Source organism: Pseudomonas sp. Irchel s3h17 (genome assembly GCF_900187505.1).
In the GTDB taxonomy this organism is placed as follows: Bacteria; Pseudomonadota; Gammaproteobacteria; order Pseudomonadales; family Pseudomonadaceae; genus Aquipseudomonas.
Genome location: NZ_FYDL01000008.1, coordinates 216,108 through 242,458 on the forward strand (window position 1 = coordinate 216,108; position 26,351 = coordinate 242,458).

A 26,351-nucleotide genomic window follows, 5' to 3' on the forward strand; every position below is an offset into this window, starting at 1 on the left:
TTGGAGGATATTTTGTGTCTATCAATATAAATGCGGTGTGTGCCATAAAAAAAGCGATGAGTTATTGTTTTTTGTTCTTGGGTCTCAGTACGGCTCCATTGTTCGCGGGCGCGGCGTCAATGGATATTCAGGCCAGGTTCAGTCCTGATCCGGCTAATCCGTTGGTCAATAAATTTATCAATACAACGCCGTCTTCAGGGTATTGCGCTGACTTTTATACTACCTGTGACTTCCACAATATTTTCAGTTTAAGAACGCCACTTGAGTTTAGTTCAAGTTATGCCATCCCGGGGCGACATAGCGATCCACGGCAGGGCGCGATGTTCAAGGTGCCCGCTGACTGGAAAACATTCGCTGTCACGAAAGTTTCGGGTGAAGGCTCGACCGCCCGCGAAACTGTAGAAATGAAAGTGCGTATTGCCGGTTTAGGGGCTCGATACAGGCTCAGCGATACGGCCAGTAATTTAGTTGGGCGTGTAGATGGTGAACACAGAATTTTATGGTCAGGGCAGTCTTGGCATGATGCGCCATCTCCATGTAGAGGTAGTGGTACAAGTTCGCACAATGAACGGGAGTACAGTTTTTTTTGGCTCACGCCCGTTGCGGGTACATGTGCAAAAACGGCGGCGTATACCATTCCTGGTTTTGAATATTTGTTCTTTGACATTGGCTATGCCCTTGAAACACCCGAGCCTCTAAAAATGAGTCAGGGGATCTACACCGGCAGTGTCACTTATCAGGTAGGGCCCCATGGTGATTTTGATATGGGCGACAACATGCTGCCCAGTGAAAACAGCCTGACGCTTAACTTTACGCTGGAAGTTCAGCACGCCCTGAAAGTTGACATTCCCCCCGGTGGAAATCACATCGAACTGGAGCCTCAAGGCGGTTGGCAAGCTTGGCTCAATCAAGGGCGCAAACCGGTTCGGCTGTTCCGGGACCAAACCTTTAATGTTTCGGCGTCATCACGATTCAAGATGCAACTCGAATGCCAGTACCAGGCCGGTAATACCTGCGCGTTACGCGACGTTGAATCCACGCGGTTGGTGCCGCTGAAGACCAGTGTCACCCTGCCCAATGGCCTGACCGATGCCGCGGGTCAAGCAGTCCATCGTCGACCATTGCGCCCGGATGGCAATGGCACTGAGTTTTTTCAACCCGGTTTTTATCTCGACCGCAAACCGGGAGCCCTGCATTTTGAAATTACCCGCGAAGACGTCGAGCAAATGCTGAACGAGGGTGTTTCAAAAACCTACTCGGGCGATGTCACGGTGATCTGGGATTCGGACGTTTGAGTCTTGTTCATATGGGTCCGATTAGTTTGATTTTCACAATTGAGGTGGTACGTCATGAAGCGCCTGTTGGCACTGTTTGGTTTTTCTCTGTTATCCCACGTTGTCCTGGCCGGGCCGCAAATCAATGTCGGAGTTGTTTACGACTATCTGGATGGCGATAAAAGTACTTATTTGAAACGTGTATTCAACGGTGGTGACAGCACCGCTTTCGTCAAGATCAATATTCTCGAAATTATCTATGACGCCGATGGCACTGCCCGGGAGGTTCCACTGGAGAGCCAGGCCGATGGCACTTCCCGCAATGGCTTGATGTCCAGCCCGGCACGATTGATCGTGCCTGCCAATGGCATGCAAGGTTCGCGCTTGCTGTTCATGGGCGAACGGGAGAAAGAACGTTACTTCCGTGTACGTTATGTGCCCGTAGTGCCCGAGAAGGAAGATGAGTTTGCCGTGTCTGCCGAAGAACGTGAGGACTACAAAAAGACGCTGTCGGCCGGGGTCAACGTGCTGGCCGGATATGGCACCGTGTTTTTCGTACGACCGAAAGAGACTCGTTTCGACAGTGTGATCGAGAACGACGCCAGCCAATACCGGATCCGCAACAACGGCAACACTGTGGTAGTGGTCGATGAGTTCAAGGACTGTTCGCTGAAGAACGAACAGGAATGCCAGCCGACCACTAAGCATCACATCCTGGCCGGTCGCACTTTCAAGTTCGATAAACAGATCGGTCGGGAATACCGTTTTACCTTGGTTGAAGGTTCCAAGGTCACGAAGCTGGACGTAAAGGGTTAACCCTGGGTATGGCAGGGAGGTTGTGTCTCGGCATTCAATCTTTTAATCGCGTGCACCGCGAAAAATAGGTGATCACCATGTTTAAAACATTAATGAACGTCATTTCGATGATGGCGCTGACGTTGGTCAGCGCATGTGCGTATGCCCTCGTAGAACGAGAAATATTTGAAGTTTCGGTCACCATCCCGACGGCGGAATTTTATGTATTGCCGACTGAGTTGGACTGGATTGGACGGGAACAGAGGTTGAACTGGGATTTGACCGCGCAGGAACTAAGCCCGCTGCGTAAGCACTTCGATGTCAAAAACAGTAACGGCGGGATCACGGCACGATTGAGTGAAGAGCCATATTTGAGCAATGGCAGAGACGTAGACAACATTGCTTTGGACGTTCAGTTCAACCGGATAAAGCTCACGGTAGATGATGCAACAGTTATTTCTGAACCGGATGGCAAAACCGGCAAGCGCGTGGAACTGGTGATTGCGGCAGTCAAACCGGATGACGGTTATAAAGCCGGCGAGTACTACGGCAGCGTGCATATGATCTTTGAGGCGATTGCTCCTTGATCCTGTTTTGGAAACAACGGATGAGCGTTTTTGTCACGTTTAAATTACAGGTTGTATTACAATGAAGTTCTCTTTTTCGCTAAAAATAATGACTGCGCTTTCCTTGGTGGGAGGTGTTTTAACAGGATTGTATGCCCCGTCCGCCAAAGCGGTGGTTCAGGAGATTCGGGCGGAGTTTGTACCTGATCCGACAAATCCGATGCTCAACAAGTTTAAGAACACAACACCGGAAAGTGGGGTGTGCGTCAGTTGGATTACTGCTCGTTGCAGGAGTCTGGGCATCTTCAGTCTGAGGATTCCTAGTCTGCGATTCAATTCGTCACAACCTATTCTTGGCGATCATGCCGACCCCAGAATGGGCGCGACTTTTAGTGTGCCATCCAATTGGAGAAATTTGGAGGTCTTCCACAGTCGTACAGGTGAGAGTGAGACTGTTCAGATGCGAATTGCGGGAGTTGGTGGTAGCTGGAACATGGCGAGACCTCCGGGGGTCAGTGCATGGGCCAGACCCGGTGTCGGTTGGTTTAGTCAATGGAAAAATGCTCCAGCCCCGTGTAGCGGTGTGAACGTGGGGGTTGCCGGTGTCGCATGGTCGCCCTTTTTCTGGCTGATACCTGAAGGCGCGGGGGCTTGTGGCAGAACACCTTCTGTCGACATTCCCTGGTTCAATTACAGTGCGGTCGAGTATGTCTACGAACTGAGGACGCCCAACCCCCTGAGGATGTCATCAGGAGAATATAGAGGCTCCCTGACCTACACCACAGGCCCGGGAATGGACTTCGACATGGGCGATGTGCTGATCCCCAACGACAACGCCATTACCCTCAATTTCACCCTGGATGTCATGCATGCGCTAAAAGTCGACGTCCCGCCGGGAGGTAATCACATTGAGCTGGTGCCTCAGGGCGGTTGGCAAGCCTGGTTGAATCAGGGACGCAAGCCAGTGCGGTTGTTCCGGGACCAGACATTCAATATCTCGGCTTCATCGCGGTTCAAGATGCAACTCGAGTGTCAGTTCATCGCCGGTAACACCTGCGCTTTGCGCGACACAGGCTCTGCCGATCTTGTGCCCTTGAATACCAGCGTGACACTGCCAAACGGTTTGCTGGATGGAGCGGGGCAACCCGTTCATCGTCGCTCCCTTCGACTCGATGGCAGTGGCACTGAGTTGTTTCAACCTGGTTTATACGTCGATCGAAAGCCGGGAATCCTTCACTTTGAAGTGGCTCGGGAGCACGTCGAACAGATGTTGCACAAAGACAGTGCCAAAACCTATACAGGAAATGTCACAATAATCTGGGACTCGGAAGTGATCTGATAGCGCGCCCCTGAAGGCTCATTTACGGGTTCTTCAGGGCCGGTATCAGTTATCGATTGTTTAAATGTTAGCTCTGGTCATGGCCTCTCGAGTCAAACGCCGTGATAGTTCTTTTTCCTCGTCTCCCAAGTCGATGAGCAGCCGATTGTAAATATCCTCACTTATTGGCGTGCCGGAAAACACGGCGTCTTCCTGAATCGAAAAACCGTTCATGAGTTCTATAAGTCTGTTTCGCAAGCCCGTACGTTGAATTTTCGTCAATTGCGTCGAATTGCACCATTCGAGCTGGGTGTTTAGTAAAGTATCGAGCCGCTCTGATTTACTCAGGTAGACCTGTTGGTTTTCTTCGAACTGCGAAGGATATGTTTCACGGAGAAAGCGTTCCCAGAAATCCAGCTCAAGCATTCTGTTAACTAGACTGTCATCCTTTTCCATGGATAGCACCGTGTCGTATGCGTTTTCGATCATGTCATCGGTGACACCGGACACCGGCCGGTAAAGCATGGATTCGGATTGCCAAGGCAGGTCCAAACGTCCAGCCAAGCCCGTCTGATAAGCCAGGTAGACTTCCACTTCGTCAGGGTTACCTTCACGGCTGCTCATATCGGCCCGGGCGATATCGTTTACAAGTTCCAGTCGCGCGGAACCTTTGGCTAGCACGATTAATTTATTTTCAAGCAACGCTGGATCAGTGTCGTAGGCGTGCGCCTCAAAGGCGAGTACCTCAATCCCCATATTGTTGAACAACTGCGCACCCGCATCGGCACACCTCACTGGGTCCTTCGCCATTGTGAAAAGTTTTTCCCTAAGCGGGGTGTCGATGTAGACGGCATCAAGCATGCGCCACAGGCGATCCAGTAGCTGTGTCCGAGCTTCGCCTCCAGCACGATAATCAGCGAAGCCCTCAGCCCCATTAACGATAGACAGAAAAGGTCCGGAGTGGGGTTCGTGTTTCAGTTCCTCCCAATGTTTGATGCGTTCAGGACTCACGTCAGGAACACCGGTCCATATCGATATCGCCGGCGGCAAGTCAATAACAGGCGACGCACCTATCTCGTTGGGAAGACCTAACCATTGACGTATCTGATTAAACCTGAGGCGGTCTGAAGCCGATAGGCTCTCGATATCGATACGTGTTTGACCTATCACCCATGCATTTGGTGATTGATGAATAACTTCAGGTATTAGATTGATTGGATTGCCCCGCATGTCCAAAACAAACTCCTGAGTTCTGCGTCTGCTAAAAGCCCCAATGGGCCAGGTAGTAATACCGGTGTTCCTCAAGCCGACAGTCTTTAGCCGGGGCATGCGCCCAATATCCGGCAGCAGGGTTAGTGGGTTGTGGTCCAGCTCAAGAATTTCCAGATACGTCAGATTCCTCAGTTTCTCGACAGCGGGAGGATCCAAGGTAATAACGTTTGAACTCAATCGCAGACATTCCAAGCGATGCATGGCACCGATGTTATCTGGCAGGCGAGTCAATTCGCAGTGGTTGGCATTGAGTTCCCGCAGATTTGGAAAGTCCTTTAGCACCCCGTATAGCTCGCCGGAGAACCTTGTATTATCGAGTTTGAGCACGGTGATTTTGTCGAGATGTTTTTTTAGTTTTGGACGTTTGGACCACCAGGTTTCCAGATCCAGTGGTAGTAAATCCCGAGAGAGGTCCAGAGAGTAGGAGTATGGATTGGTGCGGCTACCCAGCCCTGTATTTTTCCGCTCGTAACAGTCAATGAGCCGTTCGACGATGTGCCTTCCACCACCGCCAAGGAATCCGCGGTTGTCTGAAACCACGCTGTAAGGTTGCTGGCGCTCCCAATGCTTGAGTATCCCCCGTAACTCTGCGAGATCCTTTTCTTGCTCGTCCATCGCCCTGAGCGGCTCTCCTCTGGCGTTCAAGGCCTGAGCAAATACCTCAACCTCGGCCTCGCTGAAGTGCGGATGAAGATCCTGAATTCGTTCGTGCAGTGTTTTTCCTTCCTTGCTCAGGCCGCCTCCACGAACCAACAGTACGGTCTCGTGCTCGGCCACAGTACGAATCGGTGGCGTGGCCAGAACCGCCCGGCGCTCGCTCGGTGTCTCGGTCTTGGCGATGATCCACTGCTTGAAGAACCCGATATCCCCCGCTCGATATCCCACCGCTCTCTGCCCATCCCTGCCCATCGCCTGGAGCAGGGCAGGAAGGAAATCATCGGCTGCATGGATCTGCTGGTCCATGGTGTCACGCACTTCGTATTTTCCGGATTCGTCGCGAACCATGACCCGCACTTGTGCTGCATCTTCCGGCCCGGCGCGGCATCGCAGTTCTCCGTCGAGCGCGCCCTGGCGGATGTCGATGCGCAGGTTGCCGAAGGTATCGGTTTGCGTCCGTAAGGTGCCCAGCACCAGGCGTTCGGTATCGCCACTGACCAAAGTGTTGTCGTACAGACCGTGGGCGGCGCGGACGGCCTGGGTCTCGAACTGAAGTTCCCGGGCCTGGCTTTTCAGGCGCAAGGGCAGGCGCTTGTGCCGGGTAATCTGCTGGCGTTCCGACTGGGTGGCGCCGGCAAAGATTTTTTCCGCGATGGGTTCAGGCAGTTCGGGAAAGTCGCTGAAAAGTGCAGCGATTTCGGGGGACAGCGCAGGAGGTGGATTCACGGGTGCCCCCAGGCGTTGCAGGGTGTCGGTCAGCAAGGGCGGCGGCGGGGCGTGCTCGGTGTGCATCCTGCGCAGGGCGGCTTCTTCGGTACAGCTGATCTGACGGATCTGATCCAGTTGCGTGTCGCTGAAGGCATCGGTTGTATGGCCCAGTCGACGCATCAGTGTCGTGCCTTCCCACTCGCGCGGGTTTTCCGTTTCACTGACCCAGGCGCCTTGTTCGTTGTGCCGCAAGGTCGGTGCGTACGCATCGGGGCGTTGTGGATGCATGATTCGGTGTTGCCCGGTGGCCGGGTCTTTTTGCACCTCGAAGTGTTTGTTGTCGAGTCGCAGAAGTTGCCGGCCTTGGTGCTGGTAAACGCCTGTTCCATCGGGCTTGGCGTCTATTGGCAATGACAAGCCGGATTTTTCATAGGGAGTAAGGTCAGGATTCCATAGCCGCGTCCGACCCTCTGCCGTTTGCACCGGTTTGAGTCCTTCGAAGAACGGCGAGAGTTTCGCTCGCGCGACATTACCGATTGCGCCGCCCGCCGCAAATGCGCCCAGTTGGACGACACTTTCCAGCACGCTGATGGTTTGTTCTGCAGCTTCGGCAAAATGACCTTCGGCCAGATCGACGATACCCTCGACCACTTCATCGGTCAGTTGATAGGCGGTGTAGGCCAGCATCAGCTCGCCAAGGCCGGGAACAAGCGGCGTTGCCACCTGCAACGCGACATTGAGAATGTCCGAGAGCATTTTCTCCAGGTTGTCCCACCAGGCCCAACGGGCCATGCGGTCGGCGTACTCGGTGGAAATCGCGATTTCCCGGGCATCATTGAGAATCTTGTTGAGTTTCTGTCGATAGAAATAGCCCCACAGGTCGCCGTTGAAGCGGGTCTGACGATCATCCCGCACACTCGACAGACTGAATTGCAGGTTGGGATTATCCACAGGCGTTTCACGCCAGCTCGGCAAGTTGGACCCGGGTGGGGTCGGTTGCCATTTTACTGTGCTCAGGCGGTCATTCAAACGGGCAAAAAAATGCCCTCGCTGTTGATGGCTTACAAACTGACTGAAGAACTTTTGATAGCTCGTGGCGGGCGCTTCGCCGCGTAACTGCCGCGTCAGCTCAGCCATGAAATCGAGCGCTGACGGGTATTGCTTAAGCGGGTGTTCCGGGTCATGGGGAACATACGCAATCACGGGGACGGGAGTCGTGGCGGTCGAGATATCGGCGGCGGCGATCAGGACAATACCCGTCAGGGACACGTCCATCAGGGTCAGGTTGTAATAGCTGACGGCTCGACCGTTCCATTCCACTCGCCCACGGTCGTCGAGCACACCCTTCACCACCTCATAGACCTTGCGGTCAATGTCGTTTTTCATCAGGGCCATTTGCGCCGCGACATTGAGCGCGCTCTTCTGGCTGTAAATGACCTTGTAGCGCAGAAAGTTGCTGGCGACCCTGTTAGTCGAAAGTAAAAACTCACTCAAGTGCTGTTTGTACAGGGCGCCGATGTTTAGTTCGCGGCACAGTGATTTGAACTGATCGATGCTCAGTCTGTATTTGAGCGGTTTGATCCTGAAATGTCCGCGGACGTCGGGGCGGGTGATGAACTCAGAGTCTTGGCTAAATGCCTCGTCGCGCGAAAAGTTGTGCAGGGCGGCATCCAGCAGCGAGACGGTTCGACTGGTCGTGGCACCTGAAAAGTCATGCACCCACCACGAGGTTTTCACCGGTGCATACAGTAGCAGCCAAGTGTCCTCGACGTCGTCCTCGACGCCGAAGCGCTCCTTCAACGCCTTTTGCAGCAAGGGTTTGGCAAAGGTGTAGACATCTTGTAGGTCGCTCAGCGCCTTATCGACGTCATTTTGCGCGGTCCAACTGCGCTGGATGTCATTTTTCAAGCGTTGATGGAGCGCTTGTGCTGCGTTCCTTTGCCAATCAGGAATCGTCAGTCTGTGGTTTTTTAGCGCTGTGACACGAGACATTGATGCATCTGACAACCAGGAGGGGATGGCCTTCTTGACCAACTCAAAGTGGATACTGTTATCGGGCAGGTCGCTTGAGAGATGATCCGACCTTTGACTTGTCATGGGTGGGTTGGGCATTGCGTGATCGTCCGTTGATCAATTGTGGAGCGATCAGGCTAGGTAAACATGTTGCTCAGAAAAAGCTCAAAGTTTGGTTTGAAACGGCGCGGGTTCCGACTCGAATCTCAAAAAATCAAAGAGTTGAAAATACATAATTACCGCCCCGTCGCTCCCTCCGTTGATCCTTGCTTAATGGCTCGCCGTCGCCACGGTTGGCTGGCACATGGTGTGGGTGCCTGGTTGCAAATAGGGTGACAAAATCGGTGCCATGCCCTTGAGCACTTGTACTGGCAATGCCGAGGTGAACTTGAAGTCCTGGGCCGATGCGCCCGGGACAAAGGCAGTCAGGGTGCCGAAGTGGTGGTCGCCGATGTAGAACACAAAGGTCGCCGTGCGGTTGATCGCCTTGGAGCTGAGAATCCGCCCGCCAGAGCCGACGGCTTCAATGCGATTGTCGCCGGTGCCGGTCTTGCCGCCCATGGCCAGCGGCGTGCCGTCAGCCAGCTTGAAACTGCCCGCCACGCGTCTTGCCGTACCGGCGTCGACCACTTGCGAGAGCGCTTCGCGCAATGCCGTTGCCACTTCCGAAGGCATCACCCGTTTGCCCTTGTCAGGGTCGTTGATCAACCTGGTTTCATAGGGGGTATCGGCGGCGAAGTGCAGGGTGTCGATACGCAGCGTCGGCATGCGCACGCCATCGTTGAGAATGGTCCCCACCAACTCTGCCAGGGCTGCGGGACGGTCGCCGGAGCTGCCGATGGCGGTGGCCAGTGACGGCACCAGGTGATCGAAGGGGTAGCCGACGTTTTGCCAGCGCTGGTGGATGTCCAGGAACGCTTCGATCTCCAGCATGGTGCGGATGCGGCTGTCGCGAGCGCTTTTGTGCCGGCTCTTGAACAACCAGCTGTAAACCTCCTGGCGCTCGAACTGGCTGGCTTTGACGATCTGGCTGAACTTGGCGTCGGGGTTGTCGATCAGGTAGCCGATCAGCCACAGGTCCAGTGGGTGAACCTTGGCGATGAAGCCCTGGTCGGGCAGGTCATAGGAGCCGGGGCCATAGCTGTTGTAGAGCCGTTCCAGGCGTTCGTCGGTGAGACTTTCCTTGGTCTTGGCGGTTTTCAGGTGGGAGCGCACGAAGCTGTTGAAACTCTCCTGGGTGGCTTCGGGCAGTAGATAGCGGTGTACGGCGGCCAGGCGAATCGGGGTCGGGTGCATGCTGTCCAGGAAGGTATCGAGGCGGGCCTGGGTGTCCTTTTTCTGGTACTTCTTCCAGAACTTGAGCAGGAACGATGTGCCCTCGCGGTCGGCGAACTGGGCCAGGTATTCCTGGCGCCGCGGGTTCACGTCATCCTTGAGCAACTGGCCGCTGTTGTCGGGCCCCGAATAGGTGGTGTAGCGCACCAGGTCGCGCATCAGTCGGATAAAGGGCAGGTTGATCGACTCACGAAGCGCATCGCGCAGGGTCGGCAGGCGACCGTTGTCCTCTTTGCGGAAGTTATGGAAGGTGTGCAGGCCACCCCCGGTGAAAAAGGCTTCGCCGGGGCTGGCCGAGTATTTGCGGTCCAGCGCGGCGCTGAGCATTGTCGGCAGGCTGCGGTCGGTGTTCTGGATCAGGTAGTCGACGGCCCAACGGCTCAACCGGTCCTGCTCGGCGACTTCGACCGTTTTCAGTTCGGCCGGGGTCTTGGTCGCGTAGCGGTCGTGCAACTCGGCCATGATTTGCAGGTAAGTGGTCAGTACGCGCAACTTGGCGGTGGACCCCAGTTCCAGTTTGCTGCCTTCGTTGATGTCGAAGGGTTGGTCGGTGCTGTCGGTTTGTACCCGCACCCGCGATCCGTCGGGGGTCAGCTCCAGCAAGGTAAAGCTGTAGCGCACTTGCGTAGTGCTGGTGGGGGTCAGCAGGCGCTCGCCAAACAGGCCGATTTCGGCGGCGAAGGTCGGGTCGGCGAGACGCTTGAGGTAGGCGCTGGCCTGGGTTTGCAGATCGCCCTGCAAGGTGCTGGTGGCGGACAGGTCGAGACGGTCCAGGTCATACAGCGGGCGGTTGAGTATCGAGGCCAGGCGACTGCGCGCCACACTGATGCCTTTATTGGTTTCAATCGGCTGGATGGTCGGTTGTTGCAGCCAGTCGCGGTAGCTCACCTTGCTGGTGAGCGCGGCAGAGGTCAGCGCGCTGTCGATCACGCCGTTCTGGGCCAGCAGGCGGATATGGCTATCGGTGAGGTCCGCCAATTCTTCCCGGCCCTTGGCCAGATAGTACGACGGCCGGCGTTGGGCGATCATCAACGACAGCACCTGGCGCAGGGCCAGGCCACGTTGCGCCAGGCTCACAGGGTCAGTGGCATCGCTGGCCAGGGCCTGGTTGACTTGATTGAAGTCGGCGCCGTACCAGACCCGCAATCCTTCGGCCATGCCATGCACTTCGCCATGGCCCGGTACCGCCGACAACGGCACGCTGTTGAGGTAGTCGCGCACGATGTTCTGCCGGGCTATCAGGGTCTGCGGGCCACCTTGATAGGCGCGCACGCTGGCGGAAATCATCTGGCGGATTTTTTCGCCGCCCGACACGGTCAGGCCGTCAGGCGAATGGCGGTATTTTTCCAACTGGGTGGCCAGGGTGCTGCCGCCGGCCGTCTGGCCGGGCAGGTGGAGCATTTTGGCGACCTGCGACCAGGCGGCCTTGGCAAAGCGTGGCCAGTCCACGGCGGGGTTGGCCTTGGGTTGTCCAGGGTCCAGCAGCTCACGGTTTTCGATGAACAGCAGGCTATGGGTCACCAACGGTGGGATCGTCGCGAAACTCGAGTACAACTGTTGCGGGTACTTGAATTGATAGAGCGGTGCAGCGGTGCAGTCGGTGATCGACAAGCCGGCCTGGATTTTCTCGGCATAGGGCACGAAAAAGCCGTTGAGGCTGTACTCGAGCAGCTTCGGTGAAAAGCGGGTTTGCGCGGCAATCACGTAGTCACGCTTGATCAGGCGAGGTAAAAACTCGCCCAGGGCGCTGTAGCCCAGGCGTTTGTCGAAAGGACCGGCACCGGGATAGAAAATCGAGTCGCTGGGGCCCGGCTGCATCGAATAACTCAAAGACGCTGCAAACCGGCTGAACTCGCGTGCCTGGAACCTGGAGGTGCGGACCTCCTTTTCGATGGCAAAGCCGAGCACGATCAGAATGATCACCAGCAATAACCAGAACGACCCCCAGGCATAACGGCGGCGGGGTGATTTTTTCGGTGGTAAAGGCGCTTCGTCCACGCTGTCAGTTGGCACCACAGTTTTACTCGAATCGGTTTGCCACAAAGCGCCCATAGTCGACTGATCCATTCACGCAGATTGATCGGACTTGCCTGAAGCTTAGACGCTGGTTGGCGCAGATGAAAAATTTGTGAAGGGATAAAGTGTGATGACAGGTATTGGCCTGTCTGTGGCGAGCGAGCTTGCTCGCGCTGGACGGCGCAGCCGTCCCGATACAGCCATCGAGGTGTGTCATCAGCTGCCACCTGCCAGATGAAAGCCCAGCGGTGGGTGAAGATCCCCTGTGGCGAGCGAGCTTGCTCGCGCTGGACGGCGCAGCCATCGAGGAGTGTCAGGCAAGACGCATTCAGCTTTATGGCGGCGGCTACGCCACCGAGCGGGAGCAAGCTCCCTCGCCACAATGGGTGGATGCTGCTGGATCGTGTGTTCAGAGCCAGCAGGCATCCCAAAGCGGATAGTCGCCAATTTTTTCGACCAGTCCCGCACGTAAAGGATTGGCGACAATGTAACGAGCAAATGGCAGCAGGTCTTCGTCATCGCGCAGGGCTCGGTCGTGATAACCCGATTGCCAAAGAGCTCCCACTCTATTCGATGCCCTGTTGATAGTGAGGGTGCTGCGCGACTTGGTGGTTTGCATGATTCTCGCCAAGGAATGTTGTTCGAGTTGAATCAACCAATGAAAGTGGTCAGGCATGACCACCCAGGCTAATGAGTTGACCCAACCCTGATCGTGAATTCGCCTGAGTTCGGTAATCAGCAGCCGTCCCAAGCGCCAGTCAGTGAATACAGGGCGTCTTTGGTGCACAACTGCAGTTAGAAGATAACCCCGCCCCGGTTCTGAGTGACGTCCGCGGCGTAGCAGGTGTGAGTTTGGGCGTGGGTGCATTGCTTGTGCCCCTTTGTAGTGGTCTCAACTGACACTAGTTCTCTGCCTGCTGACTCGGAGCTACGTTGTCTGAATGAATTTTCTCAAGTGTTTGAAGGACGTACTTAATTGTGGCGAGCGAGCTTGCTCGCGCTGGACGGCGCAGCCGTCCCAGTACAGTCATCGAGGAGTGTCAGGCAAGCCGCATTCAGGTTTATGGCGGTGGCTGCGCCACCGAGCGGGAGCAAGCTCCCTCGCCACGGGGATAGGTGCTGCCTGAGAGCATTGAGTCAAAGCGGGATAGACGCTTTCTGAGCGTGCTGGTCCCGCGTCATGAGCTGCCACCGGCCAACTGAAAGCGCGGCGGTTGATGAAGATCCCCTGTGGCGAGCGAGCTTGCTCGCGCTGGACGGCGCAGCCGTCCCAGTACAGCCATCGAGGTGTGTCAGGCAAGCCGCATTCAGCTGTATGACGGCGGCTACGCCACCGAGCGGGAGCAAGCTCCCTCGCCACGGGGATAGGTGCTGCCTGAGAGCATTGAGTCAAAGCGGGATAGACGCTTTCTGAGCGTGCTGGCCCCGCGTCATGAGCTGCCACCTGCCAACTGAAAGCGCGGCGGTTGATGGAGATCCCCTGTGGCGAGCGAGCTTGCTCGCGCTGGACGGCGCAGCCGTCCCGATACAGCCATCGAGGTGTGTCAGGCAAGCCGCATTCAGTTGTATGGCGGCGGCTGCGCCGAGCGGGAGCAAGCGCCCTCGCCACAGGGATAGCTCTAGTCTGAAAGTACTGAGATAGAGCCATCGATCTGGTAAATACGGCCTAGGTAGGGGCATGACGTTGCACCATGGCTGTGCAATACTCGCCGCCGCTTTGATGGCGAGTTAACGCAAATTGCCAGGTAATGCACCTCCGTAAATGCCGGTTTTGCCGAGATTTCTTTCTGAATATTGGTGTTTATTGAGTGAAAATTCCTGTTGATGGCTCTTTATACTGCACGTCCCGCTGATCTTGCAGGATTTGTCCTACAAGAAGGGTCTGCTCACGAAGTGGATCCGGTATCACGACACACAGGCTTACCGGTCTGTACGTTGACGCTCGGTGGTCATATCCAATAACAAGACGAGGATGTCCCCCTATGCCTGTTGGCAATCACCAGCCCCACGGCGAGACCGCTCAAGGCGGCCCGCTCAAACGCGAACTCGGCGAACGGCATATTCGCTTGATGGCGCTCGGCGCCTGTATCGGTGTCGGCCTGTTCCTCGGTTCGGCCAAGGCCATTGAAATGGCCGGCCCGGCAATCATGCTGTCTTACATCATCGGCGGTCTGGCGATCCTGGTGATCATGCGCGCCCTGGGCGAGATGGCGGTGCATAACCCGGTGGCGGGTTCGTTCAGTCGTTACGCCCAAGACTACCTTGGCCCGTTGGCGGGCTTTCTCACCGGCTGGAACTACTGGTTCCTGTGGTTGGTGACCTGCGTCGCGGAAATTACCGCCGTGGCGGTGTACATGGGCGTCTGGTTCCCCGATGTGCCGCGCTGGATCTGGGCGCTGGCGGCGTTGGTGAGCATGGGCTCGATCAACCTGATCGCCGTGAAGGCGTTCGGTGAGTTCGAGTTCTGGTTCGCCCTGATCAAGATTGTCACCATCATCGCCATGGTGCTGGGTGGTATCGGCATCATCGCCTTTGGCTTCGGCAACGACGGCGTCGCGCTGGGGATTTCCAACCTGTGGGCCCACGGTGGCTTCATGCCCAATGGCGTGCAGGGCGTGCTGATGTCCCTGCAGATGGTGATGTTCGCCTACCTGGGCGTGGAGATGATCGGCCTGACCGCCGGTGAAGCGAAGAACCCGCAGAAGACCATCCCGAACGCGATCGGCTCGGTGTTCTGGCGCATTCTGCTGTTCTACGTTGGCGCGCTGTTCGTGATCCTGTCGATCTACCCGTGGAACGAAATCGGCACCCAAGGCAGCCCGTTCGTGATGACCTTTGAACGCCTGGGCATCAAGACCGCTGCCGGCATCATCAACTTCGTGGTGATCACGGCCGCGCTGTCGTCCTGCAATGGCGGTATCTTCAGCACCGGACGCATGCTCTACAGCCTGGCGCAGAATGGCCAGGCCCCGGCCGGTTTCGCCAAGACCTCGAGCAACGGCGTACCTCGTCGTGCCTTGCTGCTGTCGATCGGCGCACTGCTGCTGGGTGTATTGCTGAACTACCTGGTGCCGGAAAAAGTCTTCGTCTGGGTCACCGCCATCGCCACCTTCGGTGCGATCTGGACCTGGGTGATGATCCTGCTGGCACAACTCAAGTTCCGCCAGGGCCTGAGCCCGTCCGAGCGTGCCGCGCTCAAGTACCGCATGTGGCTGTACCCGGTCAGTTCCTACCTGGCGCTGGCGTTCCTGGTGCTGGTGGTCGGCCTGATGGCGTACTTCCCGGACACCCGCATCGCGCTGTACGTAGGGCCGGCGTTCCTGGTGCTGCTGACCGTACTGTTCTATGCATTCAAGCTGCAACCCACGAACCAGTCGCAAGGTGCGGTACGCTCGGCTTCCTGAGCCGCTGACACGCTGTCCTGACCTGTTTCGCCCAAACGCCCGGTGCACTGCATCGGGCGTTTTTGTTTGCAACGAAGGGATGTCCGCCGGTCTGTTTGCCGTCGGGAAAGTAGACAAGCCGGGTAGCAGTGCCAAGCTTGATGAACTATCCGGCCCCAGCGGGCAGATTGGAAACAAATGTCATGCACAGAACGCCCGCATTTCGCGGCTTTTCCAGGTTTGTTTCGATTGGCCTGCTCAATACGCTGATTCACTGGACGGTTTTTTTCGTCCTGTACGGGCTGCTGGGTCTGCGCCAGGCCCTCAGTAATCTGGCGGCTTTTTGCCTGGCGGTGACGTTCTCGTTTTACGCCAATGCCCGATACACCTTTCAACGCCGGGCCACCCTCCCGCGTTATCTGCTGTTTGTGACCTTCATGGGGGCGCTGAGCTTTGGCGTGGGCTACGGCGCGGACCACTGGCGGTTGCCCGGGCTGCTGACCCTGGTGGTGTTCTCGGCCATCAGCCTGGTCTGCGGTTTTCTCTTTTCCAGGTTCCTGGTTTTTCGGGAGCCCGAGGCATGAAAATCTCGTTGATCGTCCCTGTGTTCAATGAGGAGCAGGCGATCAACCTGTTCTATCAGGCCGTTCGTCAGCAATTGGTACTGGCCGATGACGTGGTCGAGATCGTGTTTATCAACGACGGCAGTTCGGACCGCACCGCGGAGTACGCCAAAGCGCTCGTGCTGGCGGACGAGCATGTGTTGCTGATCAACTTCTCGCGTAACTTCGGCAAGGAACCGGCGCTGTTTGCCGGGTTGGAATACGCCACTGGCGATGCGGTGATTCCAATGGATGTGGACCTGCAGGACCCCATCAGTGTGATCCCCTTGTTGATAGCCGAATGGAAGAAGGGGGCGGATGTGGTGCTGGCCAAACGGCACGGGCGGGCCACCGACAGTTATCTGAGACGGCACAGTGCGGCGTTGTTCTATCACCTGCTGAACCGGATTGCGTACACCCGGATTGAGGAAAACGTCGGCGATTTTCGCCTGATGGACCGCAAGGTGGTGAACGTGATTCGCACGCTGCCGGAGCACCGATTGTTCATGAAGGGAATCTTGTCGTGGGCGGGGTTCAACACGGTGCTGGTCGAGTATGAACGGGCCGAGCGCGTGGCGGGGACCACCAAGTTCAACTTCTGGAAGTTGTGGAACCTGGCACTGGAAGGCATTACCTCGTTCAGTACCGTCCCGTTGCAGTTGTGGACCTACGTGGGCAGCGCGGTTTCCCTGTTCGCCCTGGTCTATGCGCTGTACATGGTTCTGGACAAGATTTTCTTTGGCAACAGCGTGCCCGGCTACCCGTCGCTGATGACCGCTATTCTGTTTCTGGGCGGTGTCCAGCTGATTGGCATTGGCATATTGGGTGAGTACATCGGCCGGATTTATATCGAATCCAAGCATCGTCCGCGTTATGTGATCAAGGACATTGTCGGCCACCCGGGCAACGTGAGCCCTGCGGAGCGTCAGTGAGGCCGGGGCCAGGACAGGAGCGCGAATGAACGTGGCCAGCATTGCGAACAAGCAACTGCCCAGGCGTGATGTGTTGGCGTTCTTTGTGCTGGCCGCGTTTATGTACATCTTGCCGTTGATCCTGGCGGACTATTACTACATCGACGACAACTGGCGATCCTTGTCCGCCGGTACGGCCTGGGCCGAGCAGGGCCGTTGGGTGGCCGAGCTGTTCTACCGCGGCCTGACGTTTTCCTCGGGTGCTCCCCATGTCTTCCCGTTGCCGCTGCTGATGGCCGTCATCGCCATTGCCCTGGCGATGACTCGCCTGACATTTCACTACTACCCCCGGCCCACGTTGTCGTGCTGCCTGGTGGTACTACCGCTCTGGTACAACCCGTTTTTTCTGCAGAACCTGTCCTATCAATATGATGGGCCGACCATGGCGTTGAGCCTGGTGGCCATGGTCTACGCCGTCACCTTTAGTGCGCAATCGGTGCTGTGGCGGGTGTTGGTGCCTGGCGTCCTGATCACCCTCGGCATGGGGCTTTATCAGCTCAGCATCAACGTATTCCTGGGGCTGTTCTGTATAGAACTGGTCAGGGCGGCCAGTGAAGGCCGTTCATGGCAGGACATTCGTGGGTTGTGTCTGATGAAGGGCGCACAGTTGATCTGTGCGGTGCTTTTTTACTCTGTGACGACGCATCAGACGATCATTGCCGAGCGCTTGCCAATGCAGTCCCTGAGTGCCAACGGGCTCGCTCAGATCGGCGTGAATATCAACACCGTGGCGGACAAGATTGCGTTGTTGTTCGAGGGGGGCAATCGCGGGTGGCTGTGGGTGGTGCTGCTGTGCGCGGCGCTTGGCGCGGTGCAGGTCGCGGTGGTGTTGTGCAAGCGACCAGACCGCCTGTGGCGAAAAGTGTGTCTGGGCCTGCTGTGCCTGCTGACACTGCCGCTGCTGCTATTGCTGGTGTGCGGTGTGACGCTGCTGTTCAGGGACTTCAATGAAGGCGCCAGAACCCTGTTGGGCTTTGGTGTCTTGTGGGTGTTTGTCTACTACTTGAGCCGGCGCGGGCTGGAGGCTGTCGACACACGGCTGGGGTTGTTGCTGGCCATCCCCTTGCTCAGCCTGTTGGTACTGTCCTTTGCCTACGGACGAGTACTGACTGTGCAGAAGGAGTTCGCCACCAGTGCGCTGTTTTCACTGGGCCATGACATCGCTTCCAACCGCCCGTTGCGCGAGGCCAAGCGCATCTACATGGCGATCAACTATTCCGATCGCTGGCTGGCGAAGGCGAGCGGATCATTCAAGGTCATGCCGGTGCTGGCGTACATCCTGAACGTCGACTTCTACATGTTGGCCGAGAACCTGCCCAGGGTCGGGATCAACAATGTGTTCCCCGAAAAGGAACGGCGCAATGCGACCCTTGTGGGATACCAAGGGTTCGCGCCGCTGGTCGATAGCCAGTTCTATAACCTGTATCTGGTGGGCGATTACGGCTTCATTGTCATGAAGGAACCGCCACGTCCGTAAACGCGTCCATCAGCACCACGATGCAGTCCCGGGCCTGATAATGATTGATCTGCGGCACCAGCCGACGGAAGTGCTCCGATTGGCAATGGGCATCCAGGGCGGCCTGGTTCGGCCATTGTTCGATGAAGACGAAATGCCCCGGGTCTTTCTGGTCGACGAACAGATCGTAGGCGATGCAATCCGCTTCCTGGCGGGTTTTCTCCACCAGTTCGGCGTACCACGGGCGGACGGTTTCGAGGTGTTCGGGTTTGATGAAGTCCTGGGCAATCACTTTGAGCATGGATTCTTCCTTGATGTTGCGCCCGTCTCCGGTTTAGACGGGCGATGGGTGAGGTTTCAGGCCGCCACGTCATTGGCCTCGAAGCTGTCGGCCCGGGCCATTTGCCACATCCGCGAATAGAACTCGCCGTTCACTTCGCCGGTGAGCAACTCACCGGGCTTGAGGAACACGTGCAGTTGGGAAAACAGTTTGATCTCGGTGGCGGACATACGTCGTACCAGGTGCTTGGCTGACAACTGCGAAGGGTGTTCGAGGCCGGCGGCGGCGAGCATTTCGGCCAGTGCCTTGAGGGTGCTGCGGTGGAAGTTGAAGACCCGTTCGGCCTTGTCCGGTACCACCAGGGCACGCTGGCGCAGGGTGTCCTGGGTGGCGACACCGGTCGGGCATTTGTTGGTGTGGCAGCTTTGCGACTGAATGCAGCCGATGGCGAACATGAAGCCACGGGCCGAGTTGGCCCAGTCGGCGCCGATGGCCAGGACGCTGGCAATGTCGAAGGCGCTGACGATCTTGCCGCTGGCACCGAGCTTGATCTTGTCCCGCAGGTTCAGGCCCACCAGGGTGTTGTGCACGAACAGCAGGCCTTCGCGCATCGGCACGCCGATGTGGTCGGTGAACTCCACCGGTGCGGCGCCCGTGCCGCCTTCCTTGCCGTCGACGACGATGAAGTCCGGCAGGATGCCGGTTTCCAGCATGGCCTTGGCAATGCCCATGAACTCCCACGGGTGGCCCAGGCAAAACTTGAAGCCCACCGGCTTGCCACCAGACAGCTCACGCAGTTGCTGGATGAAGTGCATCATTTCGATCGGCGTGGAAAACGCGCTGTGACGTGACGGCGATACGCAGTCCTGGCCCATGGGGACGCCACGGGTTTCGGAGATTTCCCGGGTGACCTTGTGCTTGGGCAGGATGCCGCCGTGGCCGGGCTTGGCGCCCTGGCTCATCTTGATTTCGATCATACGCACTTGCGGGTCCTGTGCCTGGGCGGCGAAGCGCTCCGGGTCGAAACGTCCGTCGGCGGTGCGGCAGCCGAAATAGCCGCTGCCCAGCTCCCAGGTCAGGTCGCCGCCGTGTTCGCGGTGATAGGGGCTGATGCTGCCTTCACCCGTGTCATGGGCGAAGTTGCCGAGTTTGGCGCCCTGGTTCAATGCCCGAATGGCGTTGGCGCTCAGCGAGCCGAAACTCATCGCCGAGATGTTGAACAGCGACGCCGAGTACGGCTGGCGGCACTGCGGGCCGCCGACGGTCACCCGGAAACCGTTAGGGTCGCTCAGGGGCGCGGGGCGCATGGAGTGGCCGATGAACTCGAAACCGGACTGGTACACATCGACCAGCGTGCCGAAAGGCTTGTCGGCGCTTTCATTTTTTGCGCGCGAGTAGACCAGTGAGCGCTGGGCCCGGGAGAAGGGCAGGGCGTCGCTGTCGGATTCGAGCAGGTACTGGCGGATCTCCGGGCGAATGCCTTCCACCAGGTAGCGGATGTTGCCCAGGATCGGGTAGTTGCGGCGCACCGCGTGGGGGCTTTGCAGCAGGTCGAAGATGCCCAGCAGGCTCAGCAGGCCGGTGACGATGGAGATCGGCCAGACCCAGTCGTGCTCAAGAAATGGCAGGCTGGCGAGGGTGAAAATCACGCAGAGGGCAAAGAAGGCGTAGCGGCTCAGGAGTGACAGGCTCATACGGGTTCCTTGGGTTCGGAATCATCAGGTTTCGTCAGGCATTTTGTGCCTGGAGAAAGATCGAAAACAGCTCGGACTGGGATTTGATCCCCAGCTTGCTGTAGATGTGTTTCTTATGGACTTTCACGGTTTCAGCGGAGATTTCCAGCTTACGGGCGATTTCCTTGCTGGAGCAACCGCTGAGCATCCAGCGGCCGACATCGAGCTCCCGGGCCGTCAGTTGCGCGCCCTTGATCTGTTTGAGCGAGTCCTCGAGACGGATGCGCCAGTCGCCCTGGCGGGCCGTTGGCTCAGGGGCCGATGCCGCTGCGGATTCGTAGGGCAGGCGCTGGCGCAGCAGGCTCAGGACCCATGGCTGGATCAGCGACAGCAGGGCAATCTGCTCGCTGCCAAAGCGCTGCTTGCTGCCCAGGGAAAGACACAGCGTGCGGTCAGCCTCCAGCTGGCAATTGAACTGGATTTCATCGGCCACCACGTTCAAGCGGAAGTAGCGCTGGTAGTACTCGGTCAGTTCGAAGTGCTCTGGCGCTACTTCGGCCAGGCGATAGAGGCCGGTGCGCGATTGCTCGCGGCAGGCGATGTAGAACGGGTCCAGCAGGAACAACCCCATGAGGTAGTCCTGAAACAGTGGGTCGGGATGGCCGTCCGCGCTTGGGCATTCGGCGAAGACCTGGGGGCGTTGGTCGCCGTCGTACAGCAGCACCACCCAGCTGTCGAAGCTCACGTACTGATCCAGCAGGCGTAGCAGTTGGGTCCAGAAATTGGGCTTGTCCAGGGCGTCGATCAGTTGCCCGATCGAGCGATGCCAGGCGATCTCTTCCAGCGAGTGATTCATTGAGCGTTTCCTATCGGGTTACCCCGGCCAGGCGACATACTGGCCCACCCGGCCTGTCCGGGCAATCTCGGTGCCGGCAGGCGGGGCGTGACGCAGACACGGCGCGCATGTGATCCTTGGCGTTTTTATCCAGGGCCATCGTTGATCCATGACGCTTTCATCTTCTGCTTCGTCTCGCATTATCCGCATCGCCGCTGCCCTGCTGATCGGCCCCGACGGCCGAACCCTGCTGGTACGCAAGCGCGGTACCCAGGCCTTTATGCAGCCGGGCGGCAAAATTGAAGCCCATGAGTTGCCCGTACACGCCCTGGCCCGTGAACTGGAGGAAGAGTTGGGGCTGCTGATCGATCCGGTGCATGCCAGGTTCCTGGGGCAGTTTTCAGCGCCCGCGGCCAACGAGCCGGGGTTCATCGTGCAAGCTGACATCTTTCAACTGGCTGTCGACGTACCGGTGTCCCCGGCGGCGGAGATCGAAGAGGTGATCTGGATCGACCCTGTCGGTGATGGCGATGTGCTCCTGGCGCCATTGACACGGGACCTGATCCTGCCGTTTTATCGCAGTTCTCTGCAGGCTTCGGCCTGATCGCTCACGGACAAGGATTGCGCCATGATTACCACCCATGATCTGTTGATTTTTGCTGCGGCTTCCCTGCTGCTGGTGCTGACGCCCGGGCCGAACATGATCTACCTGATCTCCCGTTCGATCTGCCAGGGGCGCAAGGCCGGCGTGACGTCGTTGCTGGGGGTGGTGGCGGGTTTTTTCGTGCACCTGTTCGCGGCGGCAGCTGGCTTGACGGCGGTGTTCCTGGCGGTGCCGATGGCCTACGAAGCGCTCAAGTGGGCAGGCGCGCTGTACTTGTTGTGGATGGCCTGGCAGGCGGTCAAGCCGGGAGCGCGTTCGCCGTTCGAAGCCCGGCAACTGCCACCGGACTCGTCGCGCAAGCTGATGCTCATGGGCTTTTTGACCAGCGCGCTGAACCCGAAAATCGCGGTGTTCTATCTCTCGGTCTTCCCGCAGTTCATCAACCCTGAAAACGGTTCGATCTTCTTCCAGAGCATCGCCCTGGGCCTGACCCAGATCAGCGTGAGCTTTACCGTGAACCTGTTGATCGCCCTGTTCGCGGCGGGCATCGCCTCCTGGTTCGTCAACAACCCGACCTGGCTGGCGGTGCAGCGTTACTTCATGGGCTTCGTGCTGGCAGGGTTGGCGGTACGGCTGTTGTCCGAGCCGCGACGCATGGCCTGAAACCCAACTCTCAAGGATTGGGTTACCCAGTACACACCTGTGGCGAGGGAGCTTGCTCCCGCTGGGCTGCGCAGCAGCCCCAGGAACGGTCGCCGAGTCCTTTCTGAAAGACCTCGATAACCTGTTTTGGGGCGCTTTGCGCCCAGCGGGAGCAAGCGCCCTCGCCGCAATTTATGGGCGGCGCGTCGGAGCGATCAGTGCCGGTCAGCGTACCGCACTCACCCCATCCAGGGTCGAGAACGAGGTGTCCTTGGCCGTCAGCAAGAAGTCGCGCATGTACGGCGCGTCGAGCATGTCGGCGCGGATGCCGGCGTACAGCGTGGCAAACAGACCTTTCTCACCCAGCCGCTTGGCCTTCACATAGCCCCGTGAGCTGTATTCATGCAGCGCCCAATGGGGCATGCCGCAGACGCCACGGCCGCTGGCCACCAGTTGCATCATCATCACAGTCAGTTCCGAGGTGCGCACTTGCGCCGGCTCGATGTCGGCCGGCTCCAGGAAGCGGGTGAAGATGTCCAGGCGGTCGCGCTCTACCGGGTAGGTGATCAGGGTTTCAGTGAGCAAGTCTTCGGGCACGATGTAAGGCTTGCTCGCCAACCGATGCTGGTTGGCCACTGCGAGCATCGCTTCGTAGGTGAACAGCGGTACGTAGGTGATCCCGGCCAGTTCCAGCGGGTCGGACGTCACCACCAGGTCCAGGTCGCCACGGGCCAGGGCAGGCAGCGGGGCGAAGGAAAAGCCGGAGGCCAGGTCCAGTTCGACTTCCGGCCAGGCATCGCGGAACTGGTCGATGGTCGGCATCAGCCACTGGAAGCAACTGTGGCATTCGATCGCCATGTGCAGCCGTCCCGCGGTGCCCCCCGCCAGGCGCGCGATGTCGCGCTCGGCGCCACGCAGCAGCGGCAGGGTGGCGTCGGCCAGTTGCAGCAAGCGCAGGCCGGCGCTGGTGAAGCGCACCGGCTTGGTTTTGCGCACGAACAACGGCATGCCCATGCGCTCTTCCAGCTCCTTGAACTGGTGGGACAGGGCTGACTGGGTCAGGTGCAGGCGTTCGGCGGCTTCGACCAGGCTATCGGCTTCGCGCAAGGCGTTCAGGGTCTTCAGGTGACGGATTTCGAGCACCGTGGCCTCCATGAGTAAATTTTGTGATCAACACGAAAAGGTTGAGTTTGTCTCATGATGGGTTGGCTGTCGACAATAGCGCCATCATTTACTCAGGAGTTACTCGCCATGGCCTTGGCCCACACCCTCGGTTTTCCTCGCGTTGGCGCCGACCGCGAACTGAAAAAAGCCCTCGAAGCCTATTGGAAGGGCGATCTCGACCAGGCCGCGCTGCAATCCGTTGGCCGTGAACTGCGGGCCAGGCACTGGCAATTGCAGAAGGACGCCGGTATTGACCTGCTGCCGGTGGGCGACTTCGCCTGGTACGACCAGGTACTGACCCATTCCCTGAGCTTCGGTGTGATCCCCGAGCGTTTTGACCGTACCAAGGACGAGCGCGGCCTGCCGACCCTCGACACGCTGTTCGCCATGGCCCGTGGCGCCACCGCCACCTGCTGCGGCGGTGAACACGGCAAAGCGCAGTACGCCCAGGAATTGACCAAGTGGTTCGACACCAACTATCACTACCTGGTCCCGGAATTCAGCGCTGACCAGCAGTTCACGTTGAGCTGGGAACAGTTGTTCGATGAGGTCGACGAAGCCAAGGCCCTGGGGCACGACGTCAAACCGGTGATCATCGGCCCGCTGACCTACCTGTGGTTGGGCAAGGCCAAAGGCAATGACTTCGACAAACTCGACCTGCTGGAGCGCTTGCTGCCCATTTATGGCGAAATCCTTGGCCGGCTCGCTGCCCAGGGCGTGGAGTGGGTGCAGATCGACGAACCGATCCTGACCCTGGACCTGCCGCAAGCCTGGAAAAATGCCTTCGAACGCGCTTACCACATCCTGCAGTATTCACCGCTGAAAAAACTGCTGGCGACCTACTTCAGCGGCCTGCAAGACAACCTCGGCCTGGCTGTCGGCCTGCCGGTGCAGGGTCTGCACATCGACGCGGTGCGCGCGCCGGATCAGCTCGGCCAGGTGCTGGATCGCCTGCCGATCTACAAGATTCTCTCGGTGGGCCTGGTCAACGGTCGCAACGTCTGGCGCTGCGAACTGGAACCGGTGCTTGCACAACTGCAATTTGCCCAGGAACGCTTTGGCGACAACCTGTGGGTCAGCAGTTCCTGTTCGCTGCTGCACAGCCCGGTGGACCTTGAGCGCGAAGACAAACTCGATCCCGAGCTGAAAAGCTGGCTGGCGTTTGCCGTGCAAAAGTGTGGCGAAATCGCTGTGCTGCGCGATGCCTTGAACGATCCGCAAGCGCCCAAGGTACAAGCGGCCCTGGCTGAAAGTCGCGCGATTGCAGCTAGCCGCGCCGAGTCGCCACGCATTCACAAGGCTCAGGTGCAAGCACGCATCAGCGCCATCGGTGCGGCGGACAGCCAACGTCAGTCGCCGTTTGCCAAGCGCATCGAACAGCAGCGTGCGCGACTGAAGTTGCCGGCGTTCCCAACCACCACCATCGGCTCGTTCCCGCAGACCGGGGCGATTCGTCTGGCGCGTCAGGCGTTCAAACAAGGCAAGTTGTCGGCCAATGACTACACCGATGCCATGCACACTGAAATTCGTCACGCGGTGCACATCCAGGAGCGCTTGGGGCTGGATGTGCTGGTGCACGGTGAGGCCGAGCGCAACGACATGGTCGAGTACTTCGCCGAGCAGCTGGATGGTTATGCCTTCACCCGTTTCGGCTGGGTCCAGAGCTACGGCTCGCGCTGCGTCAAGCCGGCGATCATCTACGGCGACCTCAGTCGAGCGAACGCCATGACGGTGGACTGGATCACTTACGCCCAGAGCCTGACTGGCAAGGTTATGAAGGGCATGCTCACCGGCCCGGTGACCATGCTGATGTGGTCGTTCCCCCGCGAGGACGTTTCGCGCAAAGTCCAGGCGCAACAACTGGCGCTGGCCCTGCGTGACGAAGTGCTCGACCTGGAAGCCGCCGGGATCAAGATCGTGCAGATCGACGAGGCCGCATTCCGTGAAGGGTTGCCGCTGCGCCGGTCGCAATGGCAGGAGTATCTGGATTGGGCAGTGGAAGCCTTCCGCTTGAGCGCCAGCGGTGTGCGTGACGAAACCCAGATCCACACCCACATGTGCTACAGCGAGTTCAACGATGTAATCAAGGCGATCGCGGCCATGGACGCGGACGTGATCACCATCGAGACCTCGCGTTCGGACATGGAGCTGCTGGAGGCCTTCAAGGCCTTCGACTACCCGAACGACATCGGCCCGGGTGTGTACGACATTCACTCGCCGCGGGTACCGGACACCGCCGAGATGGTCGCGTTGATGCGCAAGGCCGTTGAGCGTGTTCCGGCCGAGCGGCTGTGGGTCAACCCCGATTGCGGCCTGAAAACCCGCGCTTGGCCGGAGACCGAGGCGGCACTGGTGAACATGGTGGCGGCGGCCCGTCAGTTGCGCAGCCAGTTGGCTTGACGTCCTGCGGTGCCTCAATCAAGACCGAACGCGGCCTCTGTGGCGAGCGAGCTTGCTCGCGCTGGGGTGCGAAGCGCCCCTCGACAAGACGATTGCAGGCTTTCAGATAAAACACGGTGACCGATTTTGGGGCTGTTTGCGCAGCCCAGCGCGAGCAAGCTCGCTCGCCACGGGGAGGTGTTCGGCATGCTCGCGCCTTGACGAGAGCCGTCATCTGATCAGGACAGTTGCTCCCACAACGTAACCGTTTGCACTCATGCCGTTCAATCAAGAGTGAGTACTGCCCCGTGGCGAGCGAGCTTGCTCGCGCTGGGGTGCGAAGCGCCCCTCGACAAGACGATTGCAGGCTTTCAGATAAAACACGGTGACCGATTTTGGGGCTGTTGC

General features: G+C 58.3%; 18 protein-coding genes. 11 read left to right on the forward strand and 7 right to left on the reverse strand.

Annotation, left to right across the window (positions count from 1 at the left end; all coding sequences use genetic code 11):
- The first annotated feature begins 56 nt into the window (after positions 1-56).
- The 4 genes from CKW25_RS13760 to CKW25_RS13775 all read left to right on the forward strand — a co-directional run bounded on the left by CKW25_RS13760 (position 57) and on the right by CKW25_RS13775 (position 3,974).
- Positions 57-1,295: a hypothetical protein gene (locus CKW25_RS13760; protein ID WP_095080060.1), complete on the forward strand. Its 1,239-nt coding sequence runs from the start codon at positions 57-59 to the stop codon at positions 1,293-1,295.
- A 54-nt stretch (positions 1,296-1,349) separates the two neighbouring features.
- Positions 1,350-2,090: a pilus assembly protein gene (locus CKW25_RS13765; RefSeq protein WP_095079990.1), complete on the forward strand. Its 741-nt coding sequence runs from the start codon at positions 1,350-1,352 to the stop codon at positions 2,088-2,090.
- Positions 2,091-2,167: 77 nt separating this feature from the next.
- Positions 2,168-2,656: a CS1 type fimbrial major subunit gene (locus CKW25_RS13770; RefSeq protein WP_095079991.1), complete on the forward strand. Its 489-nt coding sequence runs from the start codon at positions 2,168-2,170 to the stop codon at positions 2,654-2,656.
- A 61-nt stretch (positions 2,657-2,717) separates the two neighbouring features.
- A complete protein-coding gene (locus tag CKW25_RS13775; RefSeq protein WP_095079992.1) occupies positions 2,718-3,974 on the forward strand; it encodes a hypothetical protein in 1,257 nt (418 codons plus the stop codon).
- A gap of 60 nt (positions 3,975-4,034) precedes the next feature.
- On the opposite strand, the gene CKW25_RS13780 is transcribed toward CKW25_RS13775, so the two are convergent.
- From CKW25_RS13780 to CKW25_RS13790, 3 genes are all read right to left on the reverse strand, one after another.
- The gene (locus tag CKW25_RS13780; protein WP_095079993.1) at positions 4,035-8,702 is read right to left on the reverse strand and encodes a dermonecrotic toxin domain-containing protein; all 4,668 of its coding nucleotides are present in this window, start codon (positions 8,700-8,702) and stop codon (positions 4,035-4,037) included.
- A gap of 171 nt (positions 8,703-8,873) precedes the next feature.
- A complete protein-coding gene (locus CKW25_RS13785; protein ID WP_095079994.1) occupies positions 8,874-11,990 on the reverse strand; it encodes a transglycosylase domain-containing protein in 3,117 nt (1,038 codons plus the stop codon).
- Positions 11,991-12,363: 373 nt separating this feature from the next.
- Positions 12,364-12,822, reverse strand: a complete 459-nt coding sequence (locus CKW25_RS13790) for a transposase (RefSeq protein ID WP_095079995.1) — start codon at positions 12,820-12,822, stop codon at positions 12,364-12,366.
- Between the two features lie 1,114 nt (positions 12,823-13,936).
- Here CKW25_RS13790 and CKW25_RS13795 point away from each other — a divergent pair.
- The 4 genes from CKW25_RS13795 to CKW25_RS13810 all read left to right on the forward strand — a co-directional run bounded on the left by CKW25_RS13795 (position 13,937) and on the right by CKW25_RS13810 (position 18,387).
- Positions 13,937-15,358: an amino acid permease gene (locus tag CKW25_RS13795; protein WP_095079996.1), complete on the forward strand. Its 1,422-nt coding sequence runs from the start codon at positions 13,937-13,939 to the stop codon at positions 15,356-15,358.
- A gap of 182 nt (positions 15,359-15,540) precedes the next feature.
- Positions 15,541-15,921 carry a GtrA family protein gene (locus tag CKW25_RS13800; RefSeq protein ID WP_095079997.1) on the forward strand — a complete coding sequence of 127 codons (381 nt, stop codon included), beginning with the start codon at positions 15,541-15,543 and terminating at the stop codon, positions 15,919-15,921.
- On the forward strand, positions 15,918-16,871 hold the full coding sequence (locus tag CKW25_RS13805; protein ID WP_095079998.1) for a glycosyltransferase family 2 protein: 954 nt from the start codon (positions 15,918-15,920) through the stop codon (positions 16,869-16,871). Before CKW25_RS13800 ends, CKW25_RS13805 begins: the two co-directional genes overlap by 4 nt.
- Before the next feature lie 25 nt (positions 16,872-16,896).
- Entirely contained in the window at positions 16,897-18,387 is a 1,491-nt protein-coding gene (locus tag CKW25_RS13810) for a glucosyltransferase domain-containing protein (RefSeq protein ID WP_095079999.1), read from the forward strand.
- On the opposite strand, the gene CKW25_RS13815 is transcribed toward CKW25_RS13810, so the two are convergent.
- The 3 genes from CKW25_RS13815 to CKW25_RS13825 are packed head-to-tail and all read right to left on the reverse strand — an operon-like array spanning position 18,362 to position 21,175.
- Positions 18,362-18,667: a putative quinol monooxygenase gene (locus CKW25_RS13815; RefSeq protein WP_095080000.1), complete on the reverse strand. Its 306-nt coding sequence runs from the start codon at positions 18,665-18,667 to the stop codon at positions 18,362-18,364. The two genes, CKW25_RS13810 and CKW25_RS13815, sit on opposite strands and share 26 nt — an antisense overlap.
- Before the next feature lie 56 nt (positions 18,668-18,723).
- Entirely contained in the window at positions 18,724-20,340 is a 1,617-nt protein-coding gene (locus tag CKW25_RS13820; RefSeq protein ID WP_095080001.1) for an FMN-binding glutamate synthase family protein, read from the reverse strand.
- Between the two features lie 34 nt (positions 20,341-20,374).
- Positions 20,375-21,175 (reverse strand): helix-turn-helix transcriptional regulator, encoded by an 801-nt coding sequence (locus tag CKW25_RS13825; protein WP_095080002.1) that lies wholly within the window; start codon positions 21,173-21,175, stop codon positions 20,375-20,377.
- Between the two features lie 148 nt (positions 21,176-21,323).
- On the opposite strand from CKW25_RS13825, the gene CKW25_RS13830 reads away from it, so the two are divergent.
- Positions 21,324-21,758, forward strand: coding sequence for an NUDIX domain-containing protein (locus tag CKW25_RS13830; RefSeq protein WP_095080003.1), 435 nt, complete (start codon positions 21,324-21,326; stop codon positions 21,756-21,758).
- Positions 21,759-21,782: 24 nt separating this feature from the next.
- Positions 21,783-22,421 carry a LysE family translocator gene (locus CKW25_RS13835; RefSeq protein ID WP_095080004.1) on the forward strand — a complete coding sequence of 213 codons (639 nt, stop codon included), beginning with the start codon at positions 21,783-21,785 and terminating at the stop codon, positions 22,419-22,421.
- A gap of 204 nt (positions 22,422-22,625) precedes the next feature.
- On the opposite strand, the gene metR is transcribed toward CKW25_RS13835, so the two are convergent.
- The gene (metR, locus tag CKW25_RS13840) at positions 22,626-23,543 is read right to left on the reverse strand and encodes a transcriptional regulator MetR (protein WP_095080005.1); all 918 of its coding nucleotides are present in this window, start codon (positions 23,541-23,543) and stop codon (positions 22,626-22,628) included.
- 108 nt (positions 23,544-23,651) lie between these two features.
- On the opposite strand from metR, the gene metE reads away from it, so the two are divergent.
- Positions 23,652-25,964 carry a 5-methyltetrahydropteroyltriglutamate--homocysteine S-methyltransferase gene (gene metE / locus CKW25_RS13845; RefSeq protein WP_095080006.1) on the forward strand — a complete coding sequence of 771 codons (2,313 nt, stop codon included), beginning with the start codon at positions 23,652-23,654 and terminating at the stop codon, positions 25,962-25,964.
- Positions 25,965-26,351: the final 387 nt, after the last annotated feature.

Coding starts and splice junctions, on each gene's coding strand:
- CKW25_RS13760 (WP_095080060.1), top strand. CDS start 57: ATGAGTTATTGTTTTTTGTTCTTGGGTCTCAGTACGGCTCCATTGTTC.
- CKW25_RS13765 (WP_095079990.1), top strand. CDS start 1,350: ATGAAGCGCCTGTTGGCACTGTTTGGTTTTTCTCTGTTATCCCACGTT.
- CKW25_RS13770 (WP_095079991.1), top strand. CDS start 2,168: ATGTTTAAAACATTAATGAACGTCATTTCGATGATGGCGCTGACGTTG.
- CKW25_RS13775 (WP_095079992.1), top strand. CDS start 2,718: ATGAAGTTCTCTTTTTCGCTAAAAATAATGACTGCGCTTTCCTTGGTG.
- CKW25_RS13780 (WP_095079993.1), bottom strand. CDS start 8,702: ATGCCCAACCCACCCATGACAAGTCAAAGGTCGGATCATCTCTCAAGC.
- CKW25_RS13785 (WP_095079994.1), bottom strand. CDS start 11,990: ATGGGCGCTTTGTGGCAAACCGATTCGAGTAAAACTGTGGTGCCAACT.
- CKW25_RS13790 (WP_095079995.1), bottom strand. CDS start 12,822: ATGCACCCACGCCCAAACTCACACCTGCTACGCCGCGGACGTCACTCA.
- CKW25_RS13795 (WP_095079996.1), top strand. CDS start 13,937: ATGCCTGTTGGCAATCACCAGCCCCACGGCGAGACCGCTCAAGGCGGC.
- CKW25_RS13800 (WP_095079997.1), top strand. CDS start 15,541: ATGCACAGAACGCCCGCATTTCGCGGCTTTTCCAGGTTTGTTTCGATT.
- CKW25_RS13805 (WP_095079998.1), top strand. CDS start 15,918: ATGAAAATCTCGTTGATCGTCCCTGTGTTCAATGAGGAGCAGGCGATC.
- CKW25_RS13810 (WP_095079999.1), top strand. CDS start 16,897: ATGAACGTGGCCAGCATTGCGAACAAGCAACTGCCCAGGCGTGATGTG.
- CKW25_RS13815 (WP_095080000.1), bottom strand. CDS start 18,667: ATGCTCAAAGTGATTGCCCAGGACTTCATCAAACCCGAACACCTCGAA.
- CKW25_RS13820 (WP_095080001.1), bottom strand. CDS start 20,340: ATGAGCCTGTCACTCCTGAGCCGCTACGCCTTCTTTGCCCTCTGCGTG.
- CKW25_RS13825 (WP_095080002.1), bottom strand. CDS start 21,175: ATGAATCACTCGCTGGAAGAGATCGCCTGGCATCGCTCGATCGGGCAA.
- CKW25_RS13830 (WP_095080003.1), top strand. CDS start 21,324: ATGACGCTTTCATCTTCTGCTTCGTCTCGCATTATCCGCATCGCCGCT.
- CKW25_RS13835 (WP_095080004.1), top strand. CDS start 21,783: ATGATTACCACCCATGATCTGTTGATTTTTGCTGCGGCTTCCCTGCTG.
- metE (WP_095080006.1), top strand. CDS start 23,652: ATGGCCTTGGCCCACACCCTCGGTTTTCCTCGCGTTGGCGCCGACCGC.